This is a genomic window from Gordonia sp. YC-XJ4, assembly GCF_059511865.1.
The window spans coordinates 4,013,530-4,039,700 of sequence record NZ_CM183447.1; the positions used below are offsets into that span (position 1 = coordinate 4,013,530).

Annotated in this window: 23 protein-coding genes and 1 riboswitch; of the genes, 8 read left to right on the plus strand and 15 right to left on the minus strand. The window is 67.3% G+C overall.

Going from position 1 to position 26,171, the window contains the following annotated elements; translation table 11 throughout:
• Window positions 1-27: 27 nt before the first annotated feature.
• The 6 genes from AC5ZH6_RS17990 to AC5ZH6_RS18015 form a co-directional block, all read right to left on the minus strand.
• Window positions 28-828 carry an HpcH/HpaI aldolase family protein gene (locus tag AC5ZH6_RS17990; protein ID WP_035728892.1) on the minus strand — a complete coding sequence of 267 codons (801 nt, stop codon included), beginning with the start codon at window positions 826-828 and terminating at the stop codon, window positions 28-30.
• Window positions 813-1,598, minus strand: a complete 786-nt coding sequence (gene hpaH / locus AC5ZH6_RS17995) for a 2-oxo-hept-4-ene-1,7-dioate hydratase (protein ID WP_006372887.1) — start codon at window positions 1,596-1,598, stop codon at window positions 813-815. Before hpaH ends, AC5ZH6_RS17990 begins: the two co-directional genes overlap by 16 nt.
• The gene (gene hpaD / locus AC5ZH6_RS18000) at window positions 1,598-2,761 is read right to left on the minus strand and encodes a 3,4-dihydroxyphenylacetate 2,3-dioxygenase (RefSeq protein ID WP_006372888.1); all 1,164 of its coding nucleotides are present in this window, start codon (window positions 2,759-2,761) and stop codon (window positions 1,598-1,600) included. The genes hpaH and hpaD overlap by 1 nt, the downstream gene beginning before the upstream one ends.
• A gap of 77 nt (window positions 2,762-2,838) precedes the next feature.
• Window positions 2,839-4,356, minus strand: a complete 1,518-nt coding sequence (hpaE, locus tag AC5ZH6_RS18005; RefSeq protein ID WP_168436291.1) for a 5-carboxymethyl-2-hydroxymuconate semialdehyde dehydrogenase — start codon at window positions 4,354-4,356, stop codon at window positions 2,839-2,841.
• A 49-nt stretch (window positions 4,357-4,405) separates the two neighbouring features.
• Window positions 4,406-5,104: a GntR family transcriptional regulator gene (locus AC5ZH6_RS18010; protein WP_006372890.1), complete on the minus strand. Its 699-nt coding sequence runs from the start codon at window positions 5,102-5,104 to the stop codon at window positions 4,406-4,408.
• Complete coding sequence (locus AC5ZH6_RS18015; RefSeq protein ID WP_035728898.1) at window positions 5,101-6,552, minus strand: fumarylacetoacetate hydrolase family protein; 1,452 nt, start codon at window positions 6,550-6,552, stop codon at window positions 5,101-5,103. Before AC5ZH6_RS18015 ends, AC5ZH6_RS18010 begins: the two co-directional genes overlap by 4 nt.
• Before the next feature lie 374 nt (window positions 6,553-6,926).
• Here AC5ZH6_RS18015 and AC5ZH6_RS18020 point away from each other — a divergent pair, with 374 nt between their 5' ends.
• Window positions 6,927-8,240 (plus strand): MFS transporter, encoded by a 1,314-nt coding sequence (locus AC5ZH6_RS18020; RefSeq protein ID WP_006372892.1) that lies wholly within the window; start codon window positions 6,927-6,929, stop codon window positions 8,238-8,240.
• A gap of 3 nt (window positions 8,241-8,243) precedes the next feature.
• Complete coding sequence (locus AC5ZH6_RS18025) at window positions 8,244-10,181, plus strand: FAD-binding monooxygenase (protein ID WP_006372893.1); 1,938 nt, start codon at window positions 8,244-8,246, stop codon at window positions 10,179-10,181.
• A gap of 80 nt (window positions 10,182-10,261) precedes the next feature.
• Here AC5ZH6_RS18025 and AC5ZH6_RS18030 read toward each other — a convergent pair whose 3' ends face one another.
• Window positions 10,262-10,855: a TetR/AcrR family transcriptional regulator gene (locus AC5ZH6_RS18030; RefSeq protein ID WP_006372894.1), complete on the minus strand. Its 594-nt coding sequence runs from the start codon at window positions 10,853-10,855 to the stop codon at window positions 10,262-10,264.
• 188 nt (window positions 10,856-11,043) lie between these two features.
• Between AC5ZH6_RS18030 and AC5ZH6_RS18035 the strand changes: the two genes are divergently transcribed.
• The 6 genes from AC5ZH6_RS18035 (at window position 11,044) to AC5ZH6_RS18060 (ending at window position 19,374) form a co-directional block, all read left to right on the plus strand.
• On the plus strand, window positions 11,044-13,014 hold the full coding sequence (locus tag AC5ZH6_RS18035) for a primary-amine oxidase (RefSeq protein WP_006372895.1): 1,971 nt from the start codon (window positions 11,044-11,046) through the stop codon (window positions 13,012-13,014).
• A gap of 39 nt (window positions 13,015-13,053) precedes the next feature.
• Window positions 13,054-14,544: an APC family permease gene (locus AC5ZH6_RS18040; protein WP_006372896.1), complete on the plus strand. Its 1,491-nt coding sequence runs from the start codon at window positions 13,054-13,056 to the stop codon at window positions 14,542-14,544.
• 34 nt (window positions 14,545-14,578) lie between these two features.
• Window positions 14,579-15,763 (plus strand): ornithine cyclodeaminase family protein, encoded by a 1,185-nt coding sequence (locus AC5ZH6_RS18045; protein ID WP_006372897.1) that lies wholly within the window; start codon window positions 14,579-14,581, stop codon window positions 15,761-15,763.
• A gap of 30 nt (window positions 15,764-15,793) precedes the next feature.
• A complete protein-coding gene (gene solA / locus AC5ZH6_RS18050) occupies window positions 15,794-16,915 on the plus strand; it encodes an N-methyl-L-tryptophan oxidase (RefSeq protein ID WP_006372898.1) in 1,122 nt (373 codons plus the stop codon).
• A 217-nt stretch (window positions 16,916-17,132) separates the two neighbouring features.
• Complete coding sequence (locus tag AC5ZH6_RS18055) at window positions 17,133-18,809, plus strand: thiamine pyrophosphate-dependent enzyme (protein ID WP_006372899.1); 1,677 nt, start codon at window positions 17,133-17,135, stop codon at window positions 18,807-18,809.
• A gap of 61 nt (window positions 18,810-18,870) precedes the next feature.
• Window positions 18,871-19,374: an Lrp/AsnC family transcriptional regulator gene (locus AC5ZH6_RS18060; RefSeq protein WP_006372900.1), complete on the plus strand. Its 504-nt coding sequence runs from the start codon at window positions 18,871-18,873 to the stop codon at window positions 19,372-19,374.
• Window positions 19,375-19,392: 18 nt separating this feature from the next.
• Here the strand turns inward: AC5ZH6_RS18060 and AC5ZH6_RS18065 are convergent, their stop codons facing one another.
• The 8 genes from AC5ZH6_RS18065 to AC5ZH6_RS18100 all read right to left on the minus strand — a co-directional run bounded on the left by AC5ZH6_RS18065 (window position 19,393) and on the right by AC5ZH6_RS18100 (window position 26,161).
• Complete coding sequence (locus AC5ZH6_RS18065) at window positions 19,393-20,022, minus strand: pyridoxamine 5'-phosphate oxidase family protein (RefSeq protein ID WP_006372901.1); 630 nt, start codon at window positions 20,020-20,022, stop codon at window positions 19,393-19,395.
• A 92-nt stretch (window positions 20,023-20,114) separates the two neighbouring features.
• A complete protein-coding gene (locus AC5ZH6_RS18070) occupies window positions 20,115-21,347 on the minus strand; it encodes an amidohydrolase (protein WP_020170595.1) in 1,233 nt (410 codons plus the stop codon).
• A 10-nt stretch (window positions 21,348-21,357) separates the two neighbouring features.
• Complete coding sequence (locus AC5ZH6_RS18075; protein WP_020170594.1) at window positions 21,358-21,504, minus strand: hypothetical protein; 147 nt, start codon at window positions 21,502-21,504, stop codon at window positions 21,358-21,360.
• 219 nt (window positions 21,505-21,723) lie between these two features.
• On the minus strand, window positions 21,724-22,092 hold the full coding sequence (gene crcB / locus AC5ZH6_RS18080) for a fluoride efflux transporter CrcB (RefSeq protein ID WP_006372903.1): 369 nt from the start codon (window positions 22,090-22,092) through the stop codon (window positions 21,724-21,726).
• On the minus strand, window positions 22,089-22,592 hold the full coding sequence (gene crcB / locus AC5ZH6_RS18085; protein WP_006372904.1) for a fluoride efflux transporter CrcB: 504 nt from the start codon (window positions 22,590-22,592) through the stop codon (window positions 22,089-22,091). Before crcB (AC5ZH6_RS18085) ends, crcB (AC5ZH6_RS18080) begins: the two co-directional genes overlap by 4 nt.
• A 20-nt stretch (window positions 22,593-22,612) precedes the next feature.
• Window positions 22,613-22,688, minus strand: a riboswitch (Fluoride riboswitch).
• A 2-nt stretch (window positions 22,689-22,690) separates the two neighbouring features.
• Complete coding sequence (locus AC5ZH6_RS18090; RefSeq protein WP_006372905.1) at window positions 22,691-23,689, minus strand: FUSC family protein; 999 nt, start codon at window positions 23,687-23,689, stop codon at window positions 22,691-22,693.
• A 53-nt stretch (window positions 23,690-23,742) separates the two neighbouring features.
• A complete protein-coding gene (locus tag AC5ZH6_RS18095) occupies window positions 23,743-25,656 on the minus strand; it encodes a propionyl-CoA synthetase (protein ID WP_006372907.1) in 1,914 nt (637 codons plus the stop codon).
• A 241-nt stretch (window positions 25,657-25,897) separates the two neighbouring features.
• Entirely contained in the window at window positions 25,898-26,161 is a 264-nt protein-coding gene (locus tag AC5ZH6_RS18100) for a DUF2630 family protein (RefSeq protein ID WP_006372908.1), read from the minus strand.
• Window positions 26,162-26,171 lie beyond the last annotated feature (10 nt).

Here is a 26,171-nt window from a genome sequence, read left to right on the forward strand (position 1 = left end):
CTGATCGAATCAAAAACTGTCTGGGGATCAATAACTGACGGGGTGCGGTTCGTCGGCACCGATGAAGTCGGCGGCCAACGCCTCCGACCCGCGGGCCAGCAGCGCGGCGTCGGCGCCGACGAGCACGAACGTCGCGCCCGCAGCGACGTAGTCGCGGGCCTGGTCGGCGACGAAGGCGTTGACACCGAACGGTTTTCCGGCGGCACGCACTCCGTCGAACGCCGTGTGCACAGCGGCGACGACATCGGGATGGGTTTGCGCGCCGAGCAGACCCATCGACGCCGCGAGATCGCTCGGACCGACGAACACACCGTCGATACCCGGTGTCTCGGCGATCGCTCGGGCGTGCTCGACGGCCTCGATGCTCTCGATCTGCACGAACACCGACACGTGATCGGCGCCGTCGGCGAGGTAGTCGGGCACCCGATTCCACCGGGCCGACCGTGCCAGGGCACTGCCGACACCGCGCCGACCGACGGGCGGATACTGTGCGGCGGCGGCGATCTGTCGAGCCTGCTCGGCGTCGGAGACCATCGGTACGAGGATGTTCTGCGCACCGAGATCGAGAACCTGTTTGATGACGACGGCGTCGCCCACTGGTACCCGCACCATCGTTGTACACCGATATCCCGACACCGCATACAGCTGTGCGAGAACCGATTCGAGGCCGTTGGGTGCGTGTTCCATGTCGATCAGCAGCCAGTCGAGGCCGGAACCGGCCATGATCTCGGCGGCCACCGGTGAGCCGATGGTGATCCAGCCGCCATAGAGCGCGCGATCGGCGGCGTCGAGCGCCTCGCGCATGGTCGGCCTCAGCTGAATCGGCATGTCACCGTCCCCATCCGGCCGTAGTCGGCGAGCACCGTGTCGCCGGCATGCACCCACATCGGACGGGTGAACGAGCCGGCGAGCACGATCTCCCCCGCCTCCAGCCGATCCCCATGTGCGGCAAGCTTGTCGGCGAGCCACGCCACGCCGGTGGCCGGGTGGTTGAGCACGGCGGCGGCCACACCGGACTCCTCGATGGTCTCGTTGCGATACAGCAGCGCCGACACCCACCGCAGGTCGATCTCGTTCGGCTTGATGGGGTTTCCGCCGTAGACCATGCCGCCCATGGCGGCGTTGTCGCTGATGGTGTCGACGATGGTGCGACCCGCCATCTCGATGCGGGAGCTGAGGATCTCCAATGCCGGCACCACGTATTCGGTGGCCCGAAGCACGTCGAAGATCGTCGCGTTCGAGCCGTCGAGCGCCGACCCGAGCACGAATGCCAACTCCACCTCGATACGGACGTTGGAGAACCGGCCGTGATCGATCACCGAGCCGTTCTCGAACACCATGTCGTCGAAGATCGCGCCGTAGTCGGGTTCGGTGATACCGGTGGCGACCTGCATCACCTTGCTCGTCAGGCCGATCTTGCGTCCCACTGGACGACGCCCGGCGGCGATCCCGCGCCGGCGCCACTCGTTCTGCACCGCATAGGAATCCTCGACGGTCATCTCCGGGTGGCGTGCGGTCAGCAATGGGATCGTCGTCCGATCCCGTTCTGCGGCAGCGAGTTCGTCGGCGATCTCGGTGATCGTCTGGGCGGACAGCATCAGAGCTGTGCACCCAGCTTGTACTCGCCCTGCTTCCACTCGGGCATCTGTCCCTCGTCATCCTTGCGGGTGTAGGAGAAGCCGTCGGCGCCGATGGTCACCGCCATCTCCGAGTCGTCGGTGCGGGTGAGCACCGGCTGCGGGTTGCCGTCGAGGTCGAGCACCAGCGAGGCGTCGGTGTACCAGCTCGGCACCACCGGGTTGCCCCAGAAGTCGCGGCGCTGGTTGTCGTGGACATCCCAGGTGACGACGGGGTTGTCGGGGTCGCCGGTGTAGTAGTCCTGGGTGTAGATCTCCACCCGATGACCGTCCGGGTCGCGCAGGTAGAGGTAGAACGCATTCGACACACCGTGGCGGCCGGGACCGCGTTCGATCGCGTCGGAGCGGCGCAAGCCGCCGAGCTTGTCGCAGATCGCCAGGATGTTGTGCTTCTCGTGGGTGGCGAAGGCGACGTGATGCATCCGCGGTCCGTCGCCACCGGTGGCGGCGGTGTCGTGCACCGTCGGCTTGCGTCGCATCCACGCGGCGTACACGGTGCCCTTGTCGTCCTGGATGTCCTCGGTGACCCGGAAGCCCAGATCCTGATAGTGGCGGACCGCGCGTGGCACATCGGGGGTGACCTGGTTGAAGTGGTCCAGACGCACCAGCTCGCCCGGACAGTGCAGGTCGTAGCGCCACGACATCCGCTCGACGTGATCGGTCTGGTAGAAGAACTCGTACGGGAACCCGAGCGGATCCTCCACGCGCACCGAGTCGCCGATGCCCTTGACGAATCCCTGCGCCCGACGTTCCACGCGGCAACCGATCTCGGTGTAGAACGCGACCGCCTTGTCGAGGTCTTCGGGACTGCGTACCCGGTAGGAGAAGACGGCCACCGCGGCCACCGGACCCTTGCGGAGCACGAGGTTGTGGTGGATGAACTCCTCGGTGGAGCGCAGGTAGATCGCCTCGTCGTCCTCCTCGGTGACATAGAGCCCGAGGATGTCGACATAGAACTGACGCGATGCGGCCAGGTCGGTGACGACGATCTCCATGTAGGCGCACCGCAGGATGTCCGGCGGCGCGGACTGCGGGGTGGAGACGGGATTGTCGGAGCGGATGGGGGCTTCCTGCGAGACGTAGTAGCCCGACGAGGTCAGGGTCATCTCTTCGCGAGCGGTCATGGGTGGCGTCCTTGCCTGGGTCGAGAGGGGTTGGCGGATCGAGGGGTCGGGAACGAAAGCTTCTGGTGCGGTGGGGATTACTGCTTGCCGAAGGTCGGGTTGTGGACCTTGCCGAGGGTGATGTGCACGGCCTGCTGATCGGTGTAGAAGTCAATCGAGCGGTAGCCGCCCTCGTGGCCGAGGCCGGAGGCCTTGACACCACCGAACGGGGTGCGCAGATCGCGGACGTTGTTCGAGTTGAGCCACACCATGCCGGCCTCCACGGCCTGCGAGAAGTTGTGGGCCCGCTTGAGGTCATTGGTCCAGATGTAGGCGGCCAGACCGTATTTCACGCCGTTGGCCAGCGCGAGAGCTTCCTCGTCGGAGTCGAATGGGGTGATCGCGACGACCGGACCGAAGATCTCCTCCTGGAAGATCCGCGCATCGGGGGCGACGTCGGCGAACACGGTGGGGGCCACGAAGTTGCCGGTGTCGAAGCCCTCCGGCCGACCACCACCGGCGACGAGGCGTCCCTCGGACTTGCCGAGTTCGACGTAGCTCATCACCTTCTCGTAGTGCTCGGGGTGCACGAGCGCACCAACCTCGGTGGTCTTCTCGTGCGGATATCCGACGACGACCCGTTTGGCCTGTGCCGCATACCGTTCCACGAACTCGTCGTAGACCGAGCGCTCGACGAGGATGCGACTGCCTGCGGTGCAGCGCTCACCGTTGAGGGAGAACACACCGAAGATGGTGGCGTCGATCGCGGCGTCGAGGTCGGCGTCGGCGAAGACCACCGCCGGACTCTTACCGCCCAGTTCCATGGACAGGCCCTTGAGGTACGGGGCCGCGTTGCCGAAGATGAGCTGCCCGGTGCGACTTTCGCCGGTGAACGAGATCAACGGCACCTCAGGGTGTTTCACCAATGCGTCACCGGCGTCCTCACCCAATCCGTTGACGAGGTTGAACACGCCCTGCGGCAGTCCTGCCTCCTCGAAGATGCCGGCCCACAACGACGCCGAGAGCGGTGTGAACTCGGCGGGCTTGAGCACCACGGTGTTTCCGGTGGCCAGCGCGGGACCGAGCTTCCACGACTCGAGCATGAACGGGGTGTTCCACGGGGTGATCAGACCGGCGACGCCGATCGGCTTGCGATTGACGTAGTTGATCTGCCTACCGGGCACCTTGTAGGTGTCGTCGGACTGGGCGACGATCAGGTCGGCAAAGAACCGGAAGTTCTCCGCGGCGCGGCGGGCCTGACCGAGGGCCTGGGTGATCGGCAGCCCGGAATCGAAGGACTCCAGTTCAGCCAGCCGCGCATCACGGGATTCGACGATGTCGGCGATCCGGTGCAGTACCCGCGCACGTTCGCGCGGCAGCATCGTCGGCCACGGGCCGTCGGTGAAGGCGGCACGTGCGGCGGCCACGGCCAGATCGATGTCGGCCTTCTTGCCGGCAGCGGCCTGCACATAGGTCTCGTTCGACACCGGGTCGAGGACATCGAAGGTGTCGCCGTCGACCGAGTCGACGAACGCTCCGCCGATGTAATGCTGGATGCGCGGGGGCAAATCGGCCGGGACGTGACCGGTCACCGGTGAGCTCACCGTGTTCGTCATGGTTTCTCCGTTTCGGGGGGTCGGGGGTCCGGATATGGACCGGGAAGAACTAGAAGGCCGGTAGGCCCAGGGTTTCGTCGGGGTGTTCGTGGACCAGGTAGGCGTCGAGGGTGGCCGCGCGGTGACGCCGCGCGACCTTCTCGATCTCGCCGAGCGGCGCACCGATCTCGATGAGCCGCACGATGTTCTCGTGTTCACGGACCGACTCCTGTGCCCGGCCGGGCACGAAGGAGAACGTCGAGGCGCGCAGGTGCCCGAGTCGGGCCCATTCGGCTTCGACGAGGGTGACCATCCGCGGGTTGGTGCACTTGGAGAACAGGGTCGCGTGGAACTCCTGGTTCAGCGCGGTGAACAGACCCGGATCGAAGTGACCAAGCGATTCGATCATGCGCTCGTTGATGTCGCGCGCCTTGCGCAGATCGTCCTCGCTGAGCCGACGGGCGGCCAGCGCGGTGGCCGCACCCTCCAGGATCGACAACGCCTGCATGCTCTCGCGATACTGCGAGTCGTCGACCATCGACACCTGGGCGCCGACGTTGGTCTCGAAGGTGACCAGGCCCTCGGCCTCGAGTTGGCGGATCGCCTCGCGCACCGGTACCACGCTCATGTCCAGGCTCTTGGCGATGGTGCTCAACACCAGCCGGTAGCCGGGCGTGTACTCCTGTCGCGCGATGCGCTCCTTGATCCAGTGGTAGGCGATCTGCGACTTGCTGCGGCTCGGATTACCCTGGCCGGGTTGCTCACTCATCGATTCGCCTTCCATTCGAGATAGCGGGCTTTCCACTGCGCGTTGGGCGGGAACAGTCCGTCGACCGGGTGTCCGGCCGCGACCTGCTCGGCCACCCAGGCGTCCTGCTCCTCCTGGGCGAGCGCGGCGTCGGCGACCTCGGCGGCGATGGCCGGCGGGATGACGATCACGCCGTCGTCGTCACCGACGATGATGTCGCCGGGTTGGATCGTGGCACCGCCGCACGCGATGGTCAGGTCGTGATCCCAGGGCACGTGCTTGCGGCCGAGGACCGCCGGATGCGGTCCGGCGGTGAACACCGGTAGACCGATCTCGGCGACCGCGGCGTAGTCGCGTACCCCGCCGTCGGTGACGATGCCCTCGGCGCCAAGGGTTTTCGCGCGGATCGCCAGGATGTCACCGAGGGTGCCCGATCCGGTCTCGCCGCGCGCCTCGATGACGATCACCTCACCCGGGCCGACGGCGTCGAAGGTCTGTTTCTGCGCGTTGTATCCTCCGCCGTGGGAGTCGAACAGGTCTTCACGGTTGGGCACGAAGCGCAGGGTCTTGGCGGTGCCGACGATCTTGGTTCCTCGGGTCTGCGCGCGCACGCCGTCGATGGAGACGTTGTCGAGGCCGCGCTTGCGTAGTTGTCCGGACAGACCGGCGACCGGCACTCGCGTCAGTTTCTCGCGCAACTCGTCGGTGAGGACCGGCCCGGCGGGTGCCGGTAGTCCGGCCGCCTGCGCCGAGCCCCACGCCTCGGCGCGCTGGGTGTCGTCGACGGCCGGCAGCGACCCGAGGTCGGCGTCGAATCCGTTGTCGCCCTGCACCACTGTGGTGACGAGCCGACCGGAGGTCGGCCCGCCGGGAACGTCGACCTCGACCTCGACGACATCTCCGGGACCGATGACCGAGGAGCCGGCCGGGGTGCCGGTGAGGATCACATCGCCGCGTTCGAGGGTGAAATGCTGCGAGAGATCGGCGACGATCTGGGCCGGCGAGAAGAACATTCCCGCCGTCGAATCATCTTGCGCCAGGCGACCGTTCACCCAGGTACGAATGCGGATCGCGTTCGGGTCCACCGCGCGGGCGTCGATGAGGTCCGGGCCGAGCGGGGTGAATCCGTCGCCACCCTTGGACCGGACGTTGGAGCCCTTGTCGGCCGCCCGCAGGTCGTAGAGTCCGAGGTCGTTGGCGGCGGTGACGGCGGCGACGTGATCCCACGCCTGCGCGAGGCCGACCCGGCGGGCCGGGGTTCCGATGACCAGCGCCACCTCCCCTTCGAAGGCGAGCAACTCGGTGCCGAGCGGTCGCTCGACGGTACCGCCGGTCGCCGCCACCGAACTCGAGGGCTTGAAGAAGTACGACGGCTGTGCCGGTCGCCGCCCGCGCTGCTGCGCACGCGAGGTGTAGCTGAGATGGACCGCGATGATCTTGCCGGGTGTGCCGATGGCGGGTACGGCCACCGATGCCGCGGAACCCGATACTGCAGAACCCGATACTGCGGAACCGTCCCGGTGCGCGGGCTGGTGCTGGTCGGTCGTCACGGATGTCCTCTCCGTCGGCAGGATCGTATATGAAAACGTATCTTGCGAGCGATATACGAGATCGTATATGGTCTGAGACACAGAGCGCAAGTGATCCAGATCGCAGCGACTCGAGACCGTGGCCCCGGCCACCAGGACGCCCCGCGCGGGCGACCCCCCTGGCCCTCGCCGCACCGACTGCCGCACCGGGCATCTCACCGAACACCGGGAATGCCAGAGAAGGAGCCCCCATGAACGCCCCTCCCCGAACCGCATCACCGGCCGTGGTGGTGACCGAAAAGGATCGTCGCCGAGTGGTTTTCGCCACCGTCGTCGGCACCACCGTCGAGTGGTACGACTTCTTCGTCTACGCGGTGGCCGCGGGCCTGGTCTTCGGCGAATTGTTCTTCAAGCCCGCAGGCCCCGGGGTCGCGACCATCCTGTCGTTCCTCACGGTCGGCATCAGCTTCCTGTTCCGCCCGCTCGGTGCATTCCTGGCCGGACACTACGGTGACCGCTACGGTCGGCGCGTGGTCCTGATGGTGACCCTGGCCCTGATGGGCGTGGCAACCACCCTGGTCGGGCTTCTGCCCACCTATGCCGCCATCGGCATCGCGGCACCGATCCTGCTGATCACCCTGCGCATCCTGCAGGGCATCTCGGCCGGCGGCGAATGGGGCGGTGCGGTGTTGATGGCCGTCGAGCACGCCCCGGACCGCAAACGCGGTGTCTTCGGCGCCTCCCCGCAGGTCGGGGTGCCGCTGGGCATGCTGCTGGCCTCCGGAGTGATGGCCCTGATGGCCGTCCTCGCCCCCGGCGACTCTTTCGAGACGTGGGGGTGGCGCATCCCGTTCCTGCTGTCGTTCGTCCTGATCCTCATCGGTCACTTCATCCGTCGCCGCGTCGAGGAGAGTCCGGTGTTCCTCGAAATCGCCGAACGCCGTGAGGAGACCAAGACCCCGATCGTCGAGCTGTTCCGCAAGCACGCCGGACTGGTGCTCGTCGCCGCACTCGTCTTCGCCGGCAACAGCGCCGTCGGGTACATGACCACCGGCGGATACCTGCAGAGTTATGCCACCAATCCCGACGGTCCGGTCGGCCTGTCGCGCGGTCCGGTGCTGCTCGCGGTCGCCGGGTCGGCGGCCACCTGGCTGCTGTTCACCCTGATCGGGGCTCGCGTCAGTGATCGCATCGGCCGCCGCTCCACCTACCTGATCGGCTGGGTCCTGCTGCTGGCGGCGCTGCTCCCACTGTTCCCGCTCGTCGACACGGGCAACGTGTGGCTGATGTTCTGCGGCCTGGCCCTGCTGACCGTCGGCCTCGGCTTCACCTACGGCCCCCAGGCCGCCCTCTACGCCGAGCTCTTCCCGGCGTCGATCCGGTTCTCCGGCGTCTCGATCTCCTACGCGATCGGCGCCATCATCGGTGGTGCGTTCGCGCCCACGATCGCCGCGGCACTCATGCGCGCCACCGGCACCACGACCTCGATCGTCATCTACCTCGCGATCATGGCCGCCATCAGTCTTGTTGCCACACTGACGCTTCGGGACCGTACCGGAATCCCGCTCGGCCCCGACCACGAAGCACAACAATCCATCAGTCCCATCCGAGGAATGGCGAGGGCCTAGACAATGCAGTTCCATCACCACGGCTATGTGTCCACCGACCCGCGGGTCCAACCCGCCGCGGGGACCGGCCTCGACCGGCCCGACGAACTCCCCGATGAGGTCGACGTCCTCATCGTCGGCACCGGTCCCGCCGGCATGATCACCGCCGCGCAACTCGCCCAGTTCCCCGACGTCACCACCCGCATCGTCGAACGCAGGCCGGGACGACTGGCGATCGGGCAGGCCGACGGCATCCAGGCGCGCAGCGTGGAGACCTTCCAGGCGTTCGGTTTCGCCGAATCGATCATCGCCGAGGCCTACCGGATCACCGAGATGGCGTTCTGGAAGCCCGATCCCAACGATCCGTCACGAATCGTGCGCGCCGCGCGCACCCCCGACGATGCGGCCGGCATCTCGGAGTTCCCACACCTGATCGTCAATCAGGCCCGAGTCCTGGACTACTTCGCCGAGTCGATGGCCAACGCGCCGACCCGGATGACGCCGGACTTCGGCTACGAGTTCGTCGGCCTCGAGATCACCCAGGGTGAGCAGTACCCGGTGACGGTGACCCTGCGCCACACCGCGGGCGAACAGGACGGCCAGACGCGCACGGTGCGCGCGAAGTACGTCGTCGGTTCCGACGGCGCGCACAGTCGCGTGCGTGACGCGATCGGCTGCACACCACACGGCGACAAGGCCTTTCACGCCTGGGGTGTGATGGATGTGCTGGCCGACACCGACTTCCCCGATATCCGTACCAAGTGCGCGATCCAGTCCGGCTCCGGCGGGTCCATCCTGCACATCCCCCGCGAGGGCGGTTTCCTGTTCCGCATGTACGTCGATCTCGGCGAGGTCCCCGCCGACGACAACGGCAGGATTCGCACGACGAGCATCACCGAGATCATCCGACAGGCCAACGAGATCCTGCATCCCTACACCCTCGACGTGAAAAACGTTGCCTGGCATAGTGTCTACGAGGTCGGTCACCGGGTCACCGATCGGTTTGACGACGTCGACGTCGAGCAGATCGGCACCCGCACCCCGCGGGTGTTCATCACCGGCGATGCGTGCCACACCCACAGCGCCAAGGCGGGACAGGGCATGAACGTCTCGATGCAGGACGGCTTCAACATCGGTTGGAAGCTCGGTCACGTGCTCTCCGGTCGTGCGCCGGAGGAACTGCTGAGCACGTATTCGGCCGAGCGGCAGGTGATTGCGCAGAACCTGATCGACTTCGACCGCGAATGGTCGTCGATGATGGCCAAACGTCCCGAGGAGTTCGACTCACCGTCGGAGCTGGAGGACTTCTACGTCAAGACCGCCGAATTCCCGGCCGGTTTCATGACGCAGTACTCGCCGTCGATGATCATCGCCGACGCCACCCACCAGGATCTCGCGACCGGCTTCCCGATCGGCAAACGGTTCAAATCCGCGCCCGTGGTCCGCGTCGGCGATGCCAATCCGGTCCAGCTGGGCCATCACCACCGAGCCGACGGGCGCTGGCGGATCTACGCGTTCGCCGCCGATCCGTCCGCCGGCATGAACAACGCCGCACCCGATGTGTCGGCTCTCGACGACTGGGCCACCTGGCTGGCCACCGATCCGGAGTCACCGGTGGTGCGTCATACCCCCGCCGGCGCCGACCTCGACTCGGTGTTCGACGTCAAGGTGATCTACCAGCACGATCACACCCGCGTCGACCTCAACGCGGTGCCGAAGATCTTTCTGCCCAAGGTGGGACCGTTCCAGATCACCGACTACGAGAAGGTCTACGCGACCGACCCGCACGTCGACATCTTCGCCGAGCGTGGCATCGACCGCCGCGGAGCCGTCGTCGTGGTGCGCCCGGATCAGTATGTGGCGCACGTTCTCCCGCTCTCCGCCCGTGCGGAGCTCGCGGACTTCTTCGCCCGCAACCTGCTGCCCGCCAACACATCCGCACGTGCCAAGGAGTCGGTGTGACCACCCGCGCCGACACCGACACCGATGCTGCCTGCCCGCTCGGTGCCGGCACCCACCCGTTCGCCTGACATGTCCGCCGCCTACCCAGCAGTGCGCAACTCCTCGAGCCATCGCTCGAACATCTCGTCCTGCCGGGCGGGCGGTAACGACTCGGGTGTGAGCACGGCCATCACCTGCATCCCCATCAACAGGGTCAGCAGGGTGTCGGCGGCCAGTGCGGTGTCCGCCGACGCCAGTTCGCCGTCGGACACCGCCTGGTCGAGAAACCCGACCATCTGCGTACGCCACATCTGCCACGACTCGGCGTTGACCTTCTTCATCACCGGGTCATACATGGCGTGCTCCCACAGCGTCGTGGCGATCCGCGCCTCGAGCAGGGCCTCCTCGGTGCGGGGCATGATCTCGCCACACAGGATGCGCAGCGCGTCGAGACCCCGCGCGTCGCCCATCAACCGCGCCACGCGATCGTTGGTGGCCAGCGAGACGTGCTCGTAGGCCCGCCGGATCACCTCGTCCTTGTTCGCGAAGTAATAGCCCAGCACCCCGTTCGCGTAGCCGGCCTCCTCGGCGATCATGCGCATACTCACCGCGCTGATCCCCCGGGACGCGATCAACCGCCACACCACGGCGATGATCTCCCGGCGCCGCTCGTCGTGATCGACCACCTTGGGCACGTCCGCCCTCACCTCCTGGTGGCCTCACCACCGTCCGCCTCGTTCGGCGCATCCCGCGCCGGATCCACGCCCGTTACAGGGTACGTAACACAAAACGCACACACCGGAAACAACTCGTGCCTACTATTTCCTACAACCGTAGGAAAAACGATTCCGGTTGCGGCACACCATCTTGAACGGAGACACCGATGGCCGTCAGTCCTGACACCGTGGACCATCCCCTGTCCATGCCCACCGCCGCGGAGATCGACGATGTCACCGCGATCCTGAGGGCGGCCGAACTCGTCAGCGATACGAGCCGCTTCGCCTATGTCGGGCTCGTGGAACCCGCGAAGGCGCAGCTGTACCGCGACGCGCCCGTGTCGGCGCACCGACGCTTCCGGGTGCTGCTGCTCGACCCCACCACGTCCGAATCCCTCGACGCCGTTGTCGACGTCACCGACCGAGACGTGGTGTCGCACCGCGTACTCGACACCGCCGTGGATGGTCAGGTGCCCGTGCTCGACGAGGAGTTCGGGCTCGTCGAGGAGGTCCTCGCCACCGACGAGCGATGGCTGGCAGCGCTCGCCACCCGCGACCTCGATGTGGCGCAGGTCCGCGTCGCACCCCTCTCGGCGGGCGTCTTCGACTATCCGGGTGAGGAGGGCCGTCGCATCCTGCGGGGACTGGCCTTCTGGCAGCCCGAGCCCACCGACCACCCGTGGGCACACCCGATCGACGGGTTGGTCGCCTTCGTCGACGTCACGGCACGAGAGGTCCTGCAGATCCTCGACCTGGGCGTGGTGCCGATCCCGCAGGAGTCCGGCAACTTCGCCGATCCCGAGGTCACCGGCCCGCTGCGCACGACGCAGAAGCCCATCGCCATCACCCAACCGCAGGGTCCGAGCTTCGCCGTCACCGGAAACCTCGTCGAGTGGGAGAAGTGGAGTCTGCGAGTCGGTTTCGACGCCCGCGAAGGTCTCGTCCTGCATCAGATCGGCTTCACCGACGGCGGTCGGGTGCGTCCGATCATCCACCGCGCGTCGATCGCGGAGATGGTTGTGCCCTACGGCGATCCGTCGCCGGTGCGTTCGTGGCAGAACTACTTCGACACCGGCGAATACCTCGTCGGGCGTTACGCCAATGCCCTCGAACTCGGTTGCGACTGCGTCGGCGACATCACCTACTTCGATGCGGTCATCGCCGACGAGAGCGGCGCCCCGCACACGCTGCGAAACGCGGTGTGCATGCACGAGGAGGATTACGGCATCCTCTGGAAGCACACCGACCTGTGGGCCGGCTCCCACGAGACCCGCAGACAACGGCGTCTGGTCATCTCGTTCTTCACCACCATCGGCAATTACGACTACGGCTTCTTCTGGTACCTCTACCTCGACGGGACGATCCAATTCGAGGTCAAGGCAACGGGAATCGTGTTCACCTCCGCCTACCCCGGCGACGAGTACCCGTACTCCTCGCAGATCGCCCCCGGACTCGGCGCTCCGTATCACCAGCACCTGTTCAGCGCCCGGCTCGACATGATGGTCGACGACGATGCCAACAGTGTCGAGGAACTGCAGAGCGTCCGGGTCCCGATGGGAGACGGCAATCCGCACGGCAACGCCTTCACCCTGTCGAAGACGTTGCTGCGCACCGAATCCGAGGCGCAACGTGACGCCGACAACACCGTCGGCCGGGTCTGGCACGTCACCAACCCCGGGATGCGGAACCGACTCGGCCATCCGGTCGCCTATGCGTTGCTCCCGGAGGGCCGCCAGACCCTGCTGGCCGACGACGGATCGTCGATCGCCCGTCGCGCCGCATTCGCCACCAAACATCTGTGGGTGACACCGTTCGACGCCGACGAGCTCTATGCCGCAGGCGATCTGGTGAACCAGCACCCCGGGGGCTCGGGCCTACCCGCGTTCGTGCACGGTGACCGCAGCGTCGAGAACACCGACATCGTCGTGTGGCACACCTTCGGTCTCACGCATTATCCGCGCCCGGAGGACTGGCCCATCATGCCCGTCGACTACACCGGCTTCACCCTCAAACCGGTCGGCTTCTTCGACCGCAACCCCACCCTCGACGTCCCCGCCTCGAGTGCCTCCTGCAACACCTCATCCTCCTGCGACACCTCAGACAGCGCCGCCACCGACGACTCCCCCTGCCACGGCTGACCTTTCGATCTCTCCCACCCCGATCTCCCTGGAGTTCCCATGACCACCGAGCACCCGGCGCCGAGCCCCGCCGCGACCTCCACCACATCCACCCGAGAACAACATCAACTCCGGCGCGGCAGCCTCGGCGTTTTCGGGGTCACGTTCTTCGTGATCTCCGCCGCGGCACCGCTGACCGCGATGGCCGGCGGTGCGCCCGTGGCCATGCTGCTGGGCAACGGCCCCGGCGTGCCCGGCGCCTACATCGTCGCCGTACTCACCCTGCTCGTCTTCGCCGTCGGCTACACCACCATGGCCCGCCACCACACCAGCACCGGCGCGTTCTACTCCTACGTGACCCGTGGTCTGCGCCAGCAATTCGGTGGGGCGGCAGCCTATCTCGCGCTGCTCAGTTACAACGCGATGCAGATCGGCCTGTGGGGTCTGTTCGGCGCCGCGGTCACCGGATTCGTCAGCGACGAATTCGGGGTGTCCATCGACTGGTGGGTGTTCGTCCTGATCGGCATCGCCATCGTCGCGGTGCTCGGCTATCGCCAGATCGATCTGTCGGTGAAGGTGCTCTCGGTGCTGGTGGCCGCGGAGTTCCTGGTGGTGATCGTGCTGGCGATCGTCATCGCGGTCAAGGGCGGCGATTTCGGGACGACGTCGCTGAGCGTCACCCCGCTCACGCCGAGCTCCCTCACGTCCGGCTCGCTACCGATCGCCTTGCTGTTCTGCTTCGCGTCCTTCGTTGGTTTCGAGGCCACCGCCATCTACAGCGAGGAAGCCAAGGACCCCAAGCGCACGGTGCCGCGGGCGACGTTCCTCGCCGTGATCACCATCGGCGTGGTCTACACCGCCGTCACGTTCCTGATGGTCAACGGTGCGGGGGTGGGCAACATCCCCGGCTACATCGCGAAACTGGCCGACCCGACGACGTTCCTGTTCGATCTCTCTAACTCCTACATCGGCTCCTGGTTCACCACCATCATGCGACTGCTGTTCATCACCAGCGTGTTCGCCGCGGTGCTGGCCTTCCACAACGCCGTCGCCCGCTACACCTATGCGCTCGGACGCGAGGGACTGCTGCCCGAGCAGGCCGGTCGCACCCACCGCACGCATCAGAGCCCGCACGTCGGGTCGGTGGCCCAGACCACCGTCGCGGTGATCGTGGTCGCGATCTTCGCCCTCGCCGGCCAGGACCCGGTGCTGGCACTGTTCACCTGGCTGACCAACCTCGGCACGCTCGGCGTGATCGCCTTGATGGCCGCGTCGTCGTTCGCCGTGGTCGCCTTCTTCCTGCGCCACCGCGACCTCGAACGGAACCTGTTGCGCACCTTGGTTGCTCCGCTGGTGGCCGGTATCGCCCTGATCGCGATCCTGTGGTACGCCATCGCCAACTTCGGGCTGCTCATCAGTTCGGGCGGAATCCTCGTCTGGCTGCTCCCGGCCCTGCTGCTCGTCGCCGCGGTCCTCGGGGCGGGTGCCTCCCTGGTGCTCCGCTCACGCTCACCGCAGCTCTACGCCGAGATGGGGCGCCACCGTGAGTGAGACAGCAATCGTGAACACGACAGCGACCACGCCGATGGTGTCGAAACCCCCTGCCCTGCACCAGATCACCACCGAGGACCGCCCGATGACCACCCGGATCGACTTCCGCTATCTCTCCGAACCCGACATGATCGCCGCCGGGGTCACCGACATGCCCGCCTGCGTCGACGCCATGGAGGAGACCTTCGTGTTGCTACACAAGGGCGATTACCGCATGGCCGGCCCCAACAGCGACTCACACGGTGCGATGATCACCTTCCCCGACGAGTCGCCGTTCGAGGGCATGCCCGCCAACACCGCCGACCGCCGGTTCATGGCGATGCCCGCCTACCTCGGCGGCAGCTTCGGTACCAGCGGCATGAAGTGGTACGGCTCCAATGTCGCCAACCGCGACAAGGGCTTACCGCGCTCGATCCTGATGTTCATGCTCAACGACACCGACACCGGCGCGCCGCTGGCGCTGATGTCGGCGAACCTGTTGTCGGCGTATCGGACCGGCGCGGTCCCCGGAGTCGGCGCGCGCCACCTGGCGCCCCCGGACTCGCGGGTGGTCGGCATCGTCGGTCCCGGAGTGATGGCCCGCACGTCGTTGTCGGCGTTCGTCGCCACCTGCCCGATGATCGACACCCTCAAGATCAAGGGCCGCAGCCGGAGCAGTATCGACGCCTTCACCGCCTGGGTGCGCGACGAATTCCCGCAGATCACCACGATTCTGGAGGTCGAGACGCTCGGCGAGGCCGTCCACGATTCCGACATCGTCACCTTCTGCACGACCGGGGTCACCGGCGATCCCGCCACCTATCCCACGATCCGCCGCGAGGACGTGAAACCGGGTGCTTTCCTGAGCATGCCCGCCCCCTGCAACATCGACGCCGGCATGCAGACACCCGATGTCCGCAAGGTGGTCGACAACGTCCGCCTCTACGAAGCATGGGCCGAGGAGACCGGGCACCCGTCGCACCACACCATCCCGATCATCGGATGCAAGTTCATGGACATGATCCATGACGGTGCAATGGCCGCCGACGACCTCGTGGATCTCGGTGCCGTCGCCGCAGGCGACGCCGTCGGGCGCCGCTCCGACGACGAGATCGTCGTGTTCTCGGTCGGCGGGATGCCCGTCGAGGATGTCGCCTGGGGCACCGTCATCTATCGCAACGCCGTCGCCAAGGGCATCGGCACCATCCTCAACCTCTGGGACTCACCGGCCCTGGCCTGAGTCATCCTCTACCCGAAGGACATTCACATCATGGAGACCGACGTCGTCGTCATCGGCCTGGGTTCGGCAGGATCAATGGCGCTGTGGCAGTTGGCCAAACGAGGCGTACGCACCATCGGCGTCGAACAATTCGGGATCGGGCACGCCCGCGGCTCGTATGCCGGTGATTCACGCCTGTTCCGATCGGCCGTGCACGAGGGTCCGCGCTTCGTCCCGATGCTCGCCCGCGCGCGTGAGCTGTGGTTCGAGTTGGAGCACGACTCGGGCCGGCACCTCTACGACGAGTGCGGCGCCCTGCAGATCGGCGACGCGGGCTCCGGCGGACTGCTCAAGTCGATCGCGTCGGCCGAACAGTTCGACCTCCCGCACGAGATCCTCGACGCGGCCGCACTGCGCTCGCGCTACCCGCAACACCGCGTCGACGACCACACCGTCGCCGTCCTCGATCACCGCGCCGGCAGCCTCTATCCGGAAGCGAGCGTGATGGCCGCCGTGGAGACCGCGAAATCCCATGGTGCGCAGGTACTCACGAACACCGAGGTGATCGACTTCGATGAGGCGGGCGGACGTCTGCAGATCATCACCGATCACGGCACGATCGCCTGCGACAAGGTCGTCGTGGCGACCGGATCGTGGACGACCCGCCTGCGCCCGGATCTCAAGGGATTCCTCTCGATCATCCCGCTGTCGCTGACCTGGTTCATGCCCCGCCACCCGCAGATGTTCACCCCGGAGCGCTTCCCGGTCTTCATCCGCGACGAGGACGGGGTACACCTCTACGGCACCCCCAGCCACGACTCGTACAGCATCAAGGTCGCGACCGAGCCCCTCTGGCCCGCCATCGGCTCCCCCGACGAGGTGCCCGAGTTCAGTCGCGCCGACCTCACCCGGATCGGCAGTTGGGCCGCGAACTTCCTTCCCGACCTCAATCCCGAACCGGTGAAGTACTCGATGCACCACGAGCTGTGTACTCCCGGCGATCTACCGCTGGTGGATCTCGACGCCGACACCGGGATGCTGCTGCTCACCGCGTTCTCCGGGCGTGGTTTCAAGTTCGCCCCCGTCTACGGGCAGATCGCCGCCGACCTCATCACCGGAACACCCACCGACCTCTACGATCCCTCGTTCGCGTTGTCGGCGCAGCATCGATGAGCATGCCCGCCCGGGACCCGGCAGGTTGTATAGATCAGAGGCGGTGATGCTGCTCGATCTGCACAGGATCGCCAGTTGTCGCCACCACTGTTGACCGCCTCCACGTGGCGTTGTTACCTCGAACACACCGTTGTCTGCAGCACATCTGTCTGCAGCACATCTGTCTCCAGCGCATCTGTCTCCAGCGCATCAGGGTTCGAGCGGAAGGACGCCACCGATGACCATCACCGCACCGAGCAGCCACCCGATCACCGAGACGCGACACCCGATCGCCACCCCGCGCACCACTGCGGAGGTACTCGTCGACGGGCTCGTCGCACACGGCGTCGACACAGTGTTCGGCATCCCCGGGGTCCAGACCTACCCGTTGTTCGAGGCGCTCGGCAACGCCTCGGACACCATCGACCTGATCACGCCGCGTCACGAGCAGACTTGCGCCTACATGGCATTGGGGTATGCACAGTCCACCGGACGCCTCGGGGTGTGCTCGGTGGTGCCCGGGCCCGGAATCCTCAACGCCTCGGCCGGCCTGCTCACCGCGATGGGCACCAGCACACCGGTACTCGCCCTCACCGGCGAGATCCCCTCGGACTACCTCGGACGGGGTTTCGGCCACGTCCACGAGATGCCCGATCAACTCGCCACCCTGCGCGGCGTCACCAAACACGCCGAGCTGCTGCTCGATCCCGAGAACGCCGCAACCGTTCTGGCGGTATCGATTCGGACAGCGCTCCAGGGCCGGCCGGGCCCGACGGCAATCGCCACACCGTGGGACGTGCTACCCCGGCAGGTACGCGTCGACGATGTGGCTCCGCTCGAGATCTCCCGTCCTGCAGTCGATTCGCGCGACATCGACGCCGCAGCCGCACTCATCGCCACGGCACGCGCGCCGATGATCCTCGTCGGTGGCGGCGCCCGGGAGGCCGGCCCGCAGGTACGGGCGCTGGCCGAGACCTGTGGCGCGCCGGTGGTGGCCTTCCGCGGCGGCAAGGGCGTCGTCGGCGACTCGTCACCCTACGGCTTCACCTGTGCCGACGGCCTCGCCCGCTGGCCCGACACCGATCTGGTGATCATCGTCGGGTCCCGCGCCGAGCTGCTCTGGTTCCGCTGGCCGACCCCGGACGTCGACGTTCCCCGCGTGGTCATCGACATCGATCCGGCCGTCCACACCCGGCTGCATCCGACGGTGGCGATCACCGCCGACGCCCGGGACGCGACCGCCGATCTGGTCGACCGCCTGAATGCCGGCGGGCGGCAACGAGTCGACCGCACAACCGAATTCGCCGCGATCAAACGCCGGACGCGCAGTGAGATCACCGAGTGGCTGCAGCCACACGCCGATCATCTCGCGGCGATCCGGCGAGCGGTACCCACCGACGGTTATCTCGTCGACGAGGTGTCGCAGATGGGTTTCGCCGCGTGCTTCGGCTTTCCGGTCGGCGCGCCCCGCCACTTCATCACCACCGGGCACCAGAGCACCCTGGGGTACGGCTTTCCCACGGCTTTGGGAGTCAAGGCGGCTCATCGTGATTCCGTGGTCGTCTCGGTGACCGGTGACGGTGGCTTCCAGTTCGCGATCGCCGAGCTGGCCACCGCGGTCCAGTATCGGCTCGGCGTCGTGGTGGTCGTCTTCGACAACGCGGCCTTCGGCAACGTCAAGGCCGATCAGATCCGCCGCTACGGCCACGCCGTCGGCGCGGATCTGCACAATCCCGATTTCGCCGCCGTCGCCACCGCGTATGGCGCACAAGGGGTTCGGGCCGAGTCACCGGAGGAGCTCGAAGCGGCGATCACCGCCGCCGCGGGCCGCGATGTGCCGACGGTGGTCGTCGTGCCGATGCCGCTGAGCACCGAGATCACGCCCTGGCGCTACCTCATGCGAACCACTGCCTGAGCGGTCGACGACCCCTAGACTGGCCGCAACTGGTCATCTCGACCAGCTGGAAGGGCACGCAATGGACGGAGTTCAGCTCGACGACATCGATTTCGCGCTGCTCGAGTCGCTGCATCGGGACCCGCAGATCGGGGTTCTCGAAACGTCGCGGCGGATCCGGGTGGCGCGCGCCACCGTGCAGTCCCGCCTGGCGAAGCTCGAGGACGCCGGGATCATCGCCGGATATCACCCGCATCTCGATGTCGCGGCCGCCGGTTTCGACGTCCAGTGCTTCGTCCAGCTCGAAACGGTGCAGGGTGAGCTGAGTACCGTCACCGCGGCGTTGTCGGCGATTCCCGGTGTACTCGAGGCGTTCGCCACCACCGGTGCCAGTGATGTGCTGTGCCGGGTCGCGGCCGCCTCGCACAAGGATTTGCAGGAGACCTTGCTCGAGATCGGCCGGTCACCGTCGGTCGCGCGCTCCATCAGCATCGTCGTGCTGTCGGAGATCGTGCCCTATCGGGCTCTGCCACTGCTGCGCACCGCGCGCTCGGACCGTACACCCCGTGCTCCCGGATACCGGTGAAGAATCCCGGGAATGCGCTCAGTACAACAACTTTCGGTAATTGCTCTCGGCATAGCGCTCCTGCAGGGCCACCTCGTCGAGTTCGGGCATGAGTTTCTTGGTCATCTGCGCGGTGCTCGGCAGGTCGTCGGGATGCCACGTCTCCGGCCGCCACAGATCCGACCGCAGGAAAGCCTTGGCGCAGTGGAAGAACACCTCCTCCACGGTGATCTCCAGCGCCAGGATCGGTCGGCGACCCTTGACGGCGAGCTCATCGAAATAGGTGCCGCCGCTGTCGTCGTCGGCGCCGTCGACGATGCGTGCGGTCCCGTTGACCCGCAACGTGTCCCCGCGTCCCGGGATGATGGCGATGGTTCCCACGTGCGGATTGCGCAGGATGTTGAGGTAACCGTCGACGCGTTTGTTGCCGGGACGTTCGGGGATGACGATGGTGTGCTCGTCGAGGACGTGCACCACCTTGCCGGGCGGATCACCCTTGGGTGAGACGTCCATCCGGCCCTGCTCGTCGGAGGTGGCCACGAACAGCATCGGCGAGGCTGCCAGCCACTCGACGTGCACCGGCTCGAGCGCGGACTTGACCTTCTTGACCACCATCTCGATGGGATGACCGACGATCGCGCGCAACTGTTCTTCGGTGGTGATCTCCATGTCGCCATGCTCCCAGATCGCCTCACACCTGCCCAGCGGTTTCCTGACCTCACGAGTTCCTGCCCTGCGGGCTTCCCGCAACTGCCGGGCGGTCAGGTGGTGGGCCGCAGCCATGCGAGGGCTGCGGCGACGAGTGCGCTGACCCCGTGCGAGAGGGTCGGTTGGATCACCGGTGCGAATTGCGGCGAGTGATTGGACGGCAGCCCGGCGACCACCGCCGCGATCTCCTCGACGCTGCCGGCACCGGCGAACAACGCCGGATCGGCGCCGCCCAGCAGCCAGTACGCACAGGGCGCGTCGGCCGCATGGGCGAAGTGACCGACGTCCTCGCTGCCGGTCACCACTCCGGGATCGACCACCATCACCCCGGGAACGTCCGAGAACGCCTTCCGTACCGTGTCACACGCGCCGGGATCGTTGACCAGCGCCGGGAACGACTCGGCGATCCGGATCTCCGGGTCACGACGGCCGCCGGCAGCCATCGTCTCCGCTTGCGCGAGAACGCGAATGCGTTCGAGGACGGTCTCGCGTACGTCCGGGTCGAAACTGCGTACGCTCACCGCGAGTTCGGCGCGGTCGGCGATGATGTTGGGAGCTGTGCCCGCGTGCAGCGATCCGACCGTCACCACCGCGGTCTCCGTGGGCGGCAGGGTCCTCGACACGATGGTCTGCAGACGCATGACCAAGGAGGACGCCATGACGACCGGGTCGATCGTCGTCTCCGGGCGTGAGCCGTGCCCGCCGACGCCGTGCAACACCACCGACACGCTGTCGGCCGCGGCAAACGAGACCCCGTCGTGAACACCGAGCAGCCCGGCCGGCAGCGGCGCGACATGTTGTCCGAGAACCACATCCGGCGTGCCGAATCGGCCGAAGAGGTCGTCGTCGACCATGGCGCGCGCCCCGCTGCCGAGCTCTTCTGCGGGTTGGAACACCAGGATCAGACATCCGCGCCACGTGGCGTCGGCGGCGAGGTCGTAGGCCGCGCCGATCAGGCAACTGGTGTGGACGTCATGGCCGCAGGCGTGCATCAACGGGGTGCTCGTCCCGTCGGCGTGGGTGCCGACCGCGGTGCTGGCGTAGTCGAGTCCGGTCTGTTCCTGCACGGGCAGGGCGTCCATGTCGGCGCGCAACAGAACCGTCGGGCCCGCTCCGCGTGTCAGTACTCCGACGACCCCGGTTCCGCCGATCCCCTCGGCCACCACGTACCCCGCGGCGCGCAGGTGGGCGGCGGCGATAGCGGCCGTGCGTGTCTCGGTGAAGGCGAGTTCGGGGTGGCGGTGCAGGTCCCGATACAGCGTCGGCACGTCGATGGTGGTGGTCATGGGCACTCCTTCAATCCTGCGGTTCGCCGACCTCGGTGTCGGCGGGGACCACGAGCAGCGGTACCTCGCGCCGGCCGATCATCCGGTGCGCGACGGATTGTCCGAGCGCCGAATCGAGCACCGACATCAGTCCCCCGCGCGGGCTGCCGATCGCCACGAGCAGTGCCGAATACTCGTCGGCGACCGCTGCGAGCAGGTCGGCCGCCGACCAGCGCGGTTCGTGCGGTCACCGACGGCGTGGGCCCGTGACGTCGTCGACGCAGCGGCCCGGTGTCCTCGGAACCTCGGTCCTCGGAATTTCGGTTGTGGGAACCTCGGTTGTGGGAACCTCGGTGGTGGGAATAGCGGTTTCGGTCGTTGTTGCTCATCGCGCTCCTCAGATCGCCCACATCAGGGCCAGCCCGGCTGCACATGCGGTCACCGAGGCGACCACCGAGCCGACCGCGTTGGCCATCGCGAGCATTCCGTGCCGCTGCTGGGCGAGCCGAATCGTCTCCACCGATGCGGTGCTGAATGTCGTGTATCCGCCACAGAATCCGGTCCCGACGACGGCTTGCAACCCGGTCGGCGCCCCGTGCGAGATCACCAGCCCGGCGAGCATTCCCAACACCAACGACCCGGTCACGTTGATGACGACCGTGGCCCACGGAAACGTCGTCGATCGCCATCGTTTGATGTTGCCGTCGACGACGAACCGGGCGACCGCGCCGAGGGCACCCGCCAGCAGGATCGCGATCACCGTCATGCGACCTCACCTCCCCGGCCCCGTAGAGCGGCACCGGCGAGCGCGATACCGGCCCAGGCGCACAGGATTCCGCCGACCACGCTGACTGCTGCGTACGCGATCGCGGTGCCCGGCGCGCCGTGGTGTCCGAGTTGAGCGGTTTCCAGGGCGAAGGAGCTATAGGTGGTGTACGAACCGCAGAATCCGGTGCCGACGAGCACCCGAACGCGTCGTCGCCATCCCTCGTCCGGCCCGGCCAGGGCGAGTACCTCGAGCAGCGCGCCCAAGACGAGGGAACCGCTGAGGTTGATGCCGAATGTGGCCCACGGCCAACCGGTTCCGTGGGCCGGGAACAACTCCTCGAGCAGGTAACGCATCCCGGTACCGGCAATACCGCCGAGAAAGACCAGCGCGAGCGCTCCCGGCTGCAGATGCAGGGGCCGTGGAGCCGGGCTGTCGGGGTCGACGGGACGAGGAGCTGGTGGATTCGAGGTCGGTTCGGGGTGTGGGGGTGCGCCCATGACAGAACTCCTTTCCGGCAATCGGAACAGGAGCCATCAGCCTTGTCGGCGGTTCGGGCCGGCGCGGCCCGGGCGAGATCCATCACCCGCGGCCGATGCTACTCGACGTCCGTCGAATCCGGGTGCAGGCGTCGGCGCAGGAGCGGAACACCCACACCGACCACCGCCGCGACCGCGAGACCGAGAAGCGTCTCGCCGACGCGCTCACCGAAGCGTCCGGGTGCGGTTCCGGTGGTCGCCGCACCGAGCATGAGGATGACCAGAAAGGTGGTGAAGGTCGGCAGAATGTACCATCGGCTGCCGCGGGTGCCCGCCGCCGCGGCGAGCACCACCCCGACCACGATCGCCAGCGACCAGGCAGGGGCATGGTCGACGAGTACGACGGCGGCCGCACCGCCGGTCACCACTGACACGAAACGCCCGGCGGTCCGCCACAGTTGCAGATCAGCATCCGGCCTCATGACCAGAAGCGCTGCCGCGCAGGCCCATCCGACGTGATCGAAGCCGGAGGCGAATCCGATGCCCGCGGTGATCGCCCCCACCACACCGACGAGCAGGCCATACTGCATCCCCGGCACCCGCGGCCCCGGCCCACCGCCGGGCCCGTCCGGGACGAGACGCTCCGGGATGACGACGGCGACGACGAACGCGGCGAGGCCACCGAGGAGGAACAGTCCGGTGATCCGCAGGCCGACGGCCACACCGTCGGAGCTCAGGCCCACCCCGATCAGCGGTGGCGCCATGATCGTCAGCAGCATCGACAGTCGCGGACGTCGCAGTGCGGGCGCCGACCACACGGCCAGCACCGGCAACACCGCCATCACCGCCACGGCGAGGACCGGGAAGGGAGCGACAGCGGAACCGAGGATGATCGGGACCCCGAGAACCAGTCCGGCTGCCACGATCACGAGCCGGGAGCGTCGGGCATGCGGTACGCCCACCACCAGCGCCGGGATCATGCCGACCGCCAGGGCAGCGCCGGCGCCCACGTCGACCAGTGCCGTCACGACGATCGCCGGGATACCCGCCACGAGTGCGGCCACGGCCGGCAGCCAGTTCCAGACGAACAGTGGCGGGCGGGCGCTGTCGGGAGCCACCCGCTCACCCTAGCCCAACCTCACCGCACCCGGACGCCGAACGATCCAGGGGCTCAGCCACCGAGCTGACGCGCCAACGCCGCCAACACGTCCGGGTCCTCGATGGTCGAGGGCACCGTGTAGTCCTCGTGATCGGCGATCTGGCGCATGGTCTTTCGCAGGATCTTGCCCGAGCGGGTCTTCGGCAGCGCCGGCACCACGGTGACGTCGCGGAAGGTCGCGACGGCCCCGATCTCGTTGCGCACCATGGCGACCAGCTCGGCGCGCAGGGTGTCGGGCTCGATCTCGACTCCCGACTTGAGGACCACGTACCCGCTCGGCCGCTGCCCCTTGAGGTCGTCGTGGATGCCGATGACCGCGCATTCGGCGACCGCCGGATGCGCGGCGACGACCGCCTCGATACTGCCGGTGGACAACCGGTGTCCGGCGACGTTGATGACGTCGTCGGAGCGGCCGAGGACGAACACGTAGCCGTCGGCGTCGACGTATCCGGAGTCGCCGGTCAGGTAGTACCCGGGGAAGGCCTTGAGATAGGAACTGCGGTAACGCTCTTCGTCGCGCCACAATCCGGCGAGGGTTCCCGGCGGCAGCGGGAGTTCGATGACGATGTTGCCCTCGGTGCCGGGCGCGACCGCGGCGCCCTCGGCGTCGACGACGCCGACGCGGTACCCCGGTACCGGCACGGTCGGCGAGCCGGCCTTGATCGGCATGGGTTGGAGCCCACGGAGATTGGCTGCTATCGCCCAGCCGGTCTCGGTCTGCCACCAGTGGTCGACGACCGGGATCCCGAGGATCTGTCCCGCCCACTCGAAGGTGTCGGGGTCGAGGCGCTCGCCGGCGGCGAACAGGGTCTGCAGCGAGGAGACGTCGTATTGGGCGAGTAGCGCGGCATCGGGGTCGGCCTTGCGGATGGCGCGGATCGCGGTCGGTGCGGTGAACAGCGCCTTGGCACGGTGTTCGGAGATGACGCGCCAGAACGCACCGGCGTCGGGCGTGCCGACCGGCTTGCCCTCGTACATGATCGTCGTCGCGCCGATCAGCAGCGGACCGTAGACGATGTAGGAGTGGCCGACGACCCATCCGACGTCGGACGCGGTCCACCAGACGTCACCGGGGTGGATGTCGTAGATGTTGGGCATCGACCAGGCCAGCGCGACGGCATGCCCACCGTTGTCGCGGACGACGCCCTTGGGTTTCCCGGTGGTTCCCGAGGTGTAGAGGATGTAGAGCGGGTCGGTGGCCGCGACCGTCACCGGTGCCGCCGGCATGGCGTCGGCGATCTCGTCGTCCCAGTCGAGCCAGCCGTCGTGGTCGGCGGCCGAGCCGGGGACCTCGTCGCGGTTCTTGACGATCACGGTGGTCGGGGGCTTGGCGGCGAGTTCGAGCGCCTTGTGCACCATCGGCAGATATTCCACGACGCGGCCGGGTTCGAGACCGCCGGACGCGGTGACGATCGCCACCGGCTCGGCGTCGTCGATCCGGGTGGCGAGTTCGGGTGCGGCGAATCCGCCGAAGACCACCGAGTGGACGGCGCCGATACGGGCGCACGCCAACATCGCGATCGCGGCCTCGGGAATCATCGGAAGGTAGATGACGACACGGTCGCCCGCCGCGACGCCTGCCGCGCCGAGTACCCCGGCGAAACGCGACACCTCGTCGAGGAGCTCGGCATAGGTGTAGCGCCGCACCTCACCGACCATGGCCGAATCCCAGATGAGCGCCATCCGATCGCCGTGACCGGCGGCGACGTGGCGATCGAGGGAGTTGAAACAGGTGTTCAGGGTGCCGTCGGGGAACCAGCGATAGATCGGGGCGTGTGAGTCATCGAGCGCCACCGTCGGCGGCACCGACCACTCGATCTCGGCGGCGGCGGTGAGCCAGAACGACTCCCGGTCCTCGATGCTGTCGCGAAATGCCTTGTCGTAGCTGTCTGATCCGAAGCTGCGCGCGTCGCTGTTGCTGGCCACTGCCGTCCTCACGTCGATCGATGTCGCGGCAGAGAGGTCGGGTGACCCGCCACGCTGCCGATTCGAGGGTAATCAGCCTCACACGTGGGCGCGAGGGGTTGGCCACACCTGCGCCGACCGGTCGGCAGATCGCGCCGAACGGTGTGGCGAACCCACCCGTTCGGGCAGGTCAGCATGTCCGATCGGGTGGGTTCGGTGGGCATCGGGTCTCGGCGATGCAAGGTGGATCCAGGACCCGAGATCACTCCAGATAGTTCTCGACGACGTCGGCTGGACGGGCCGACGCGTCGTCGGGATTCTGCCCGGCACGCCGGCGTGCCTGACGCTGCCGCAGCAGATCCCAGCATTGATCGAGGTCCACCTCGAGTGCGCGCAGTCGCGCATTTTCTTCACCCTTGCTGATATCTCCGCGCTCGAGTCGCTCACGCAACTCGTGCTCCTCCCCGATCAGCTCGGTGATGTGGTCTCGGATGGACCTGTCGGTATTCGGAAAGTCGTCGGCCATGCCCCGACAC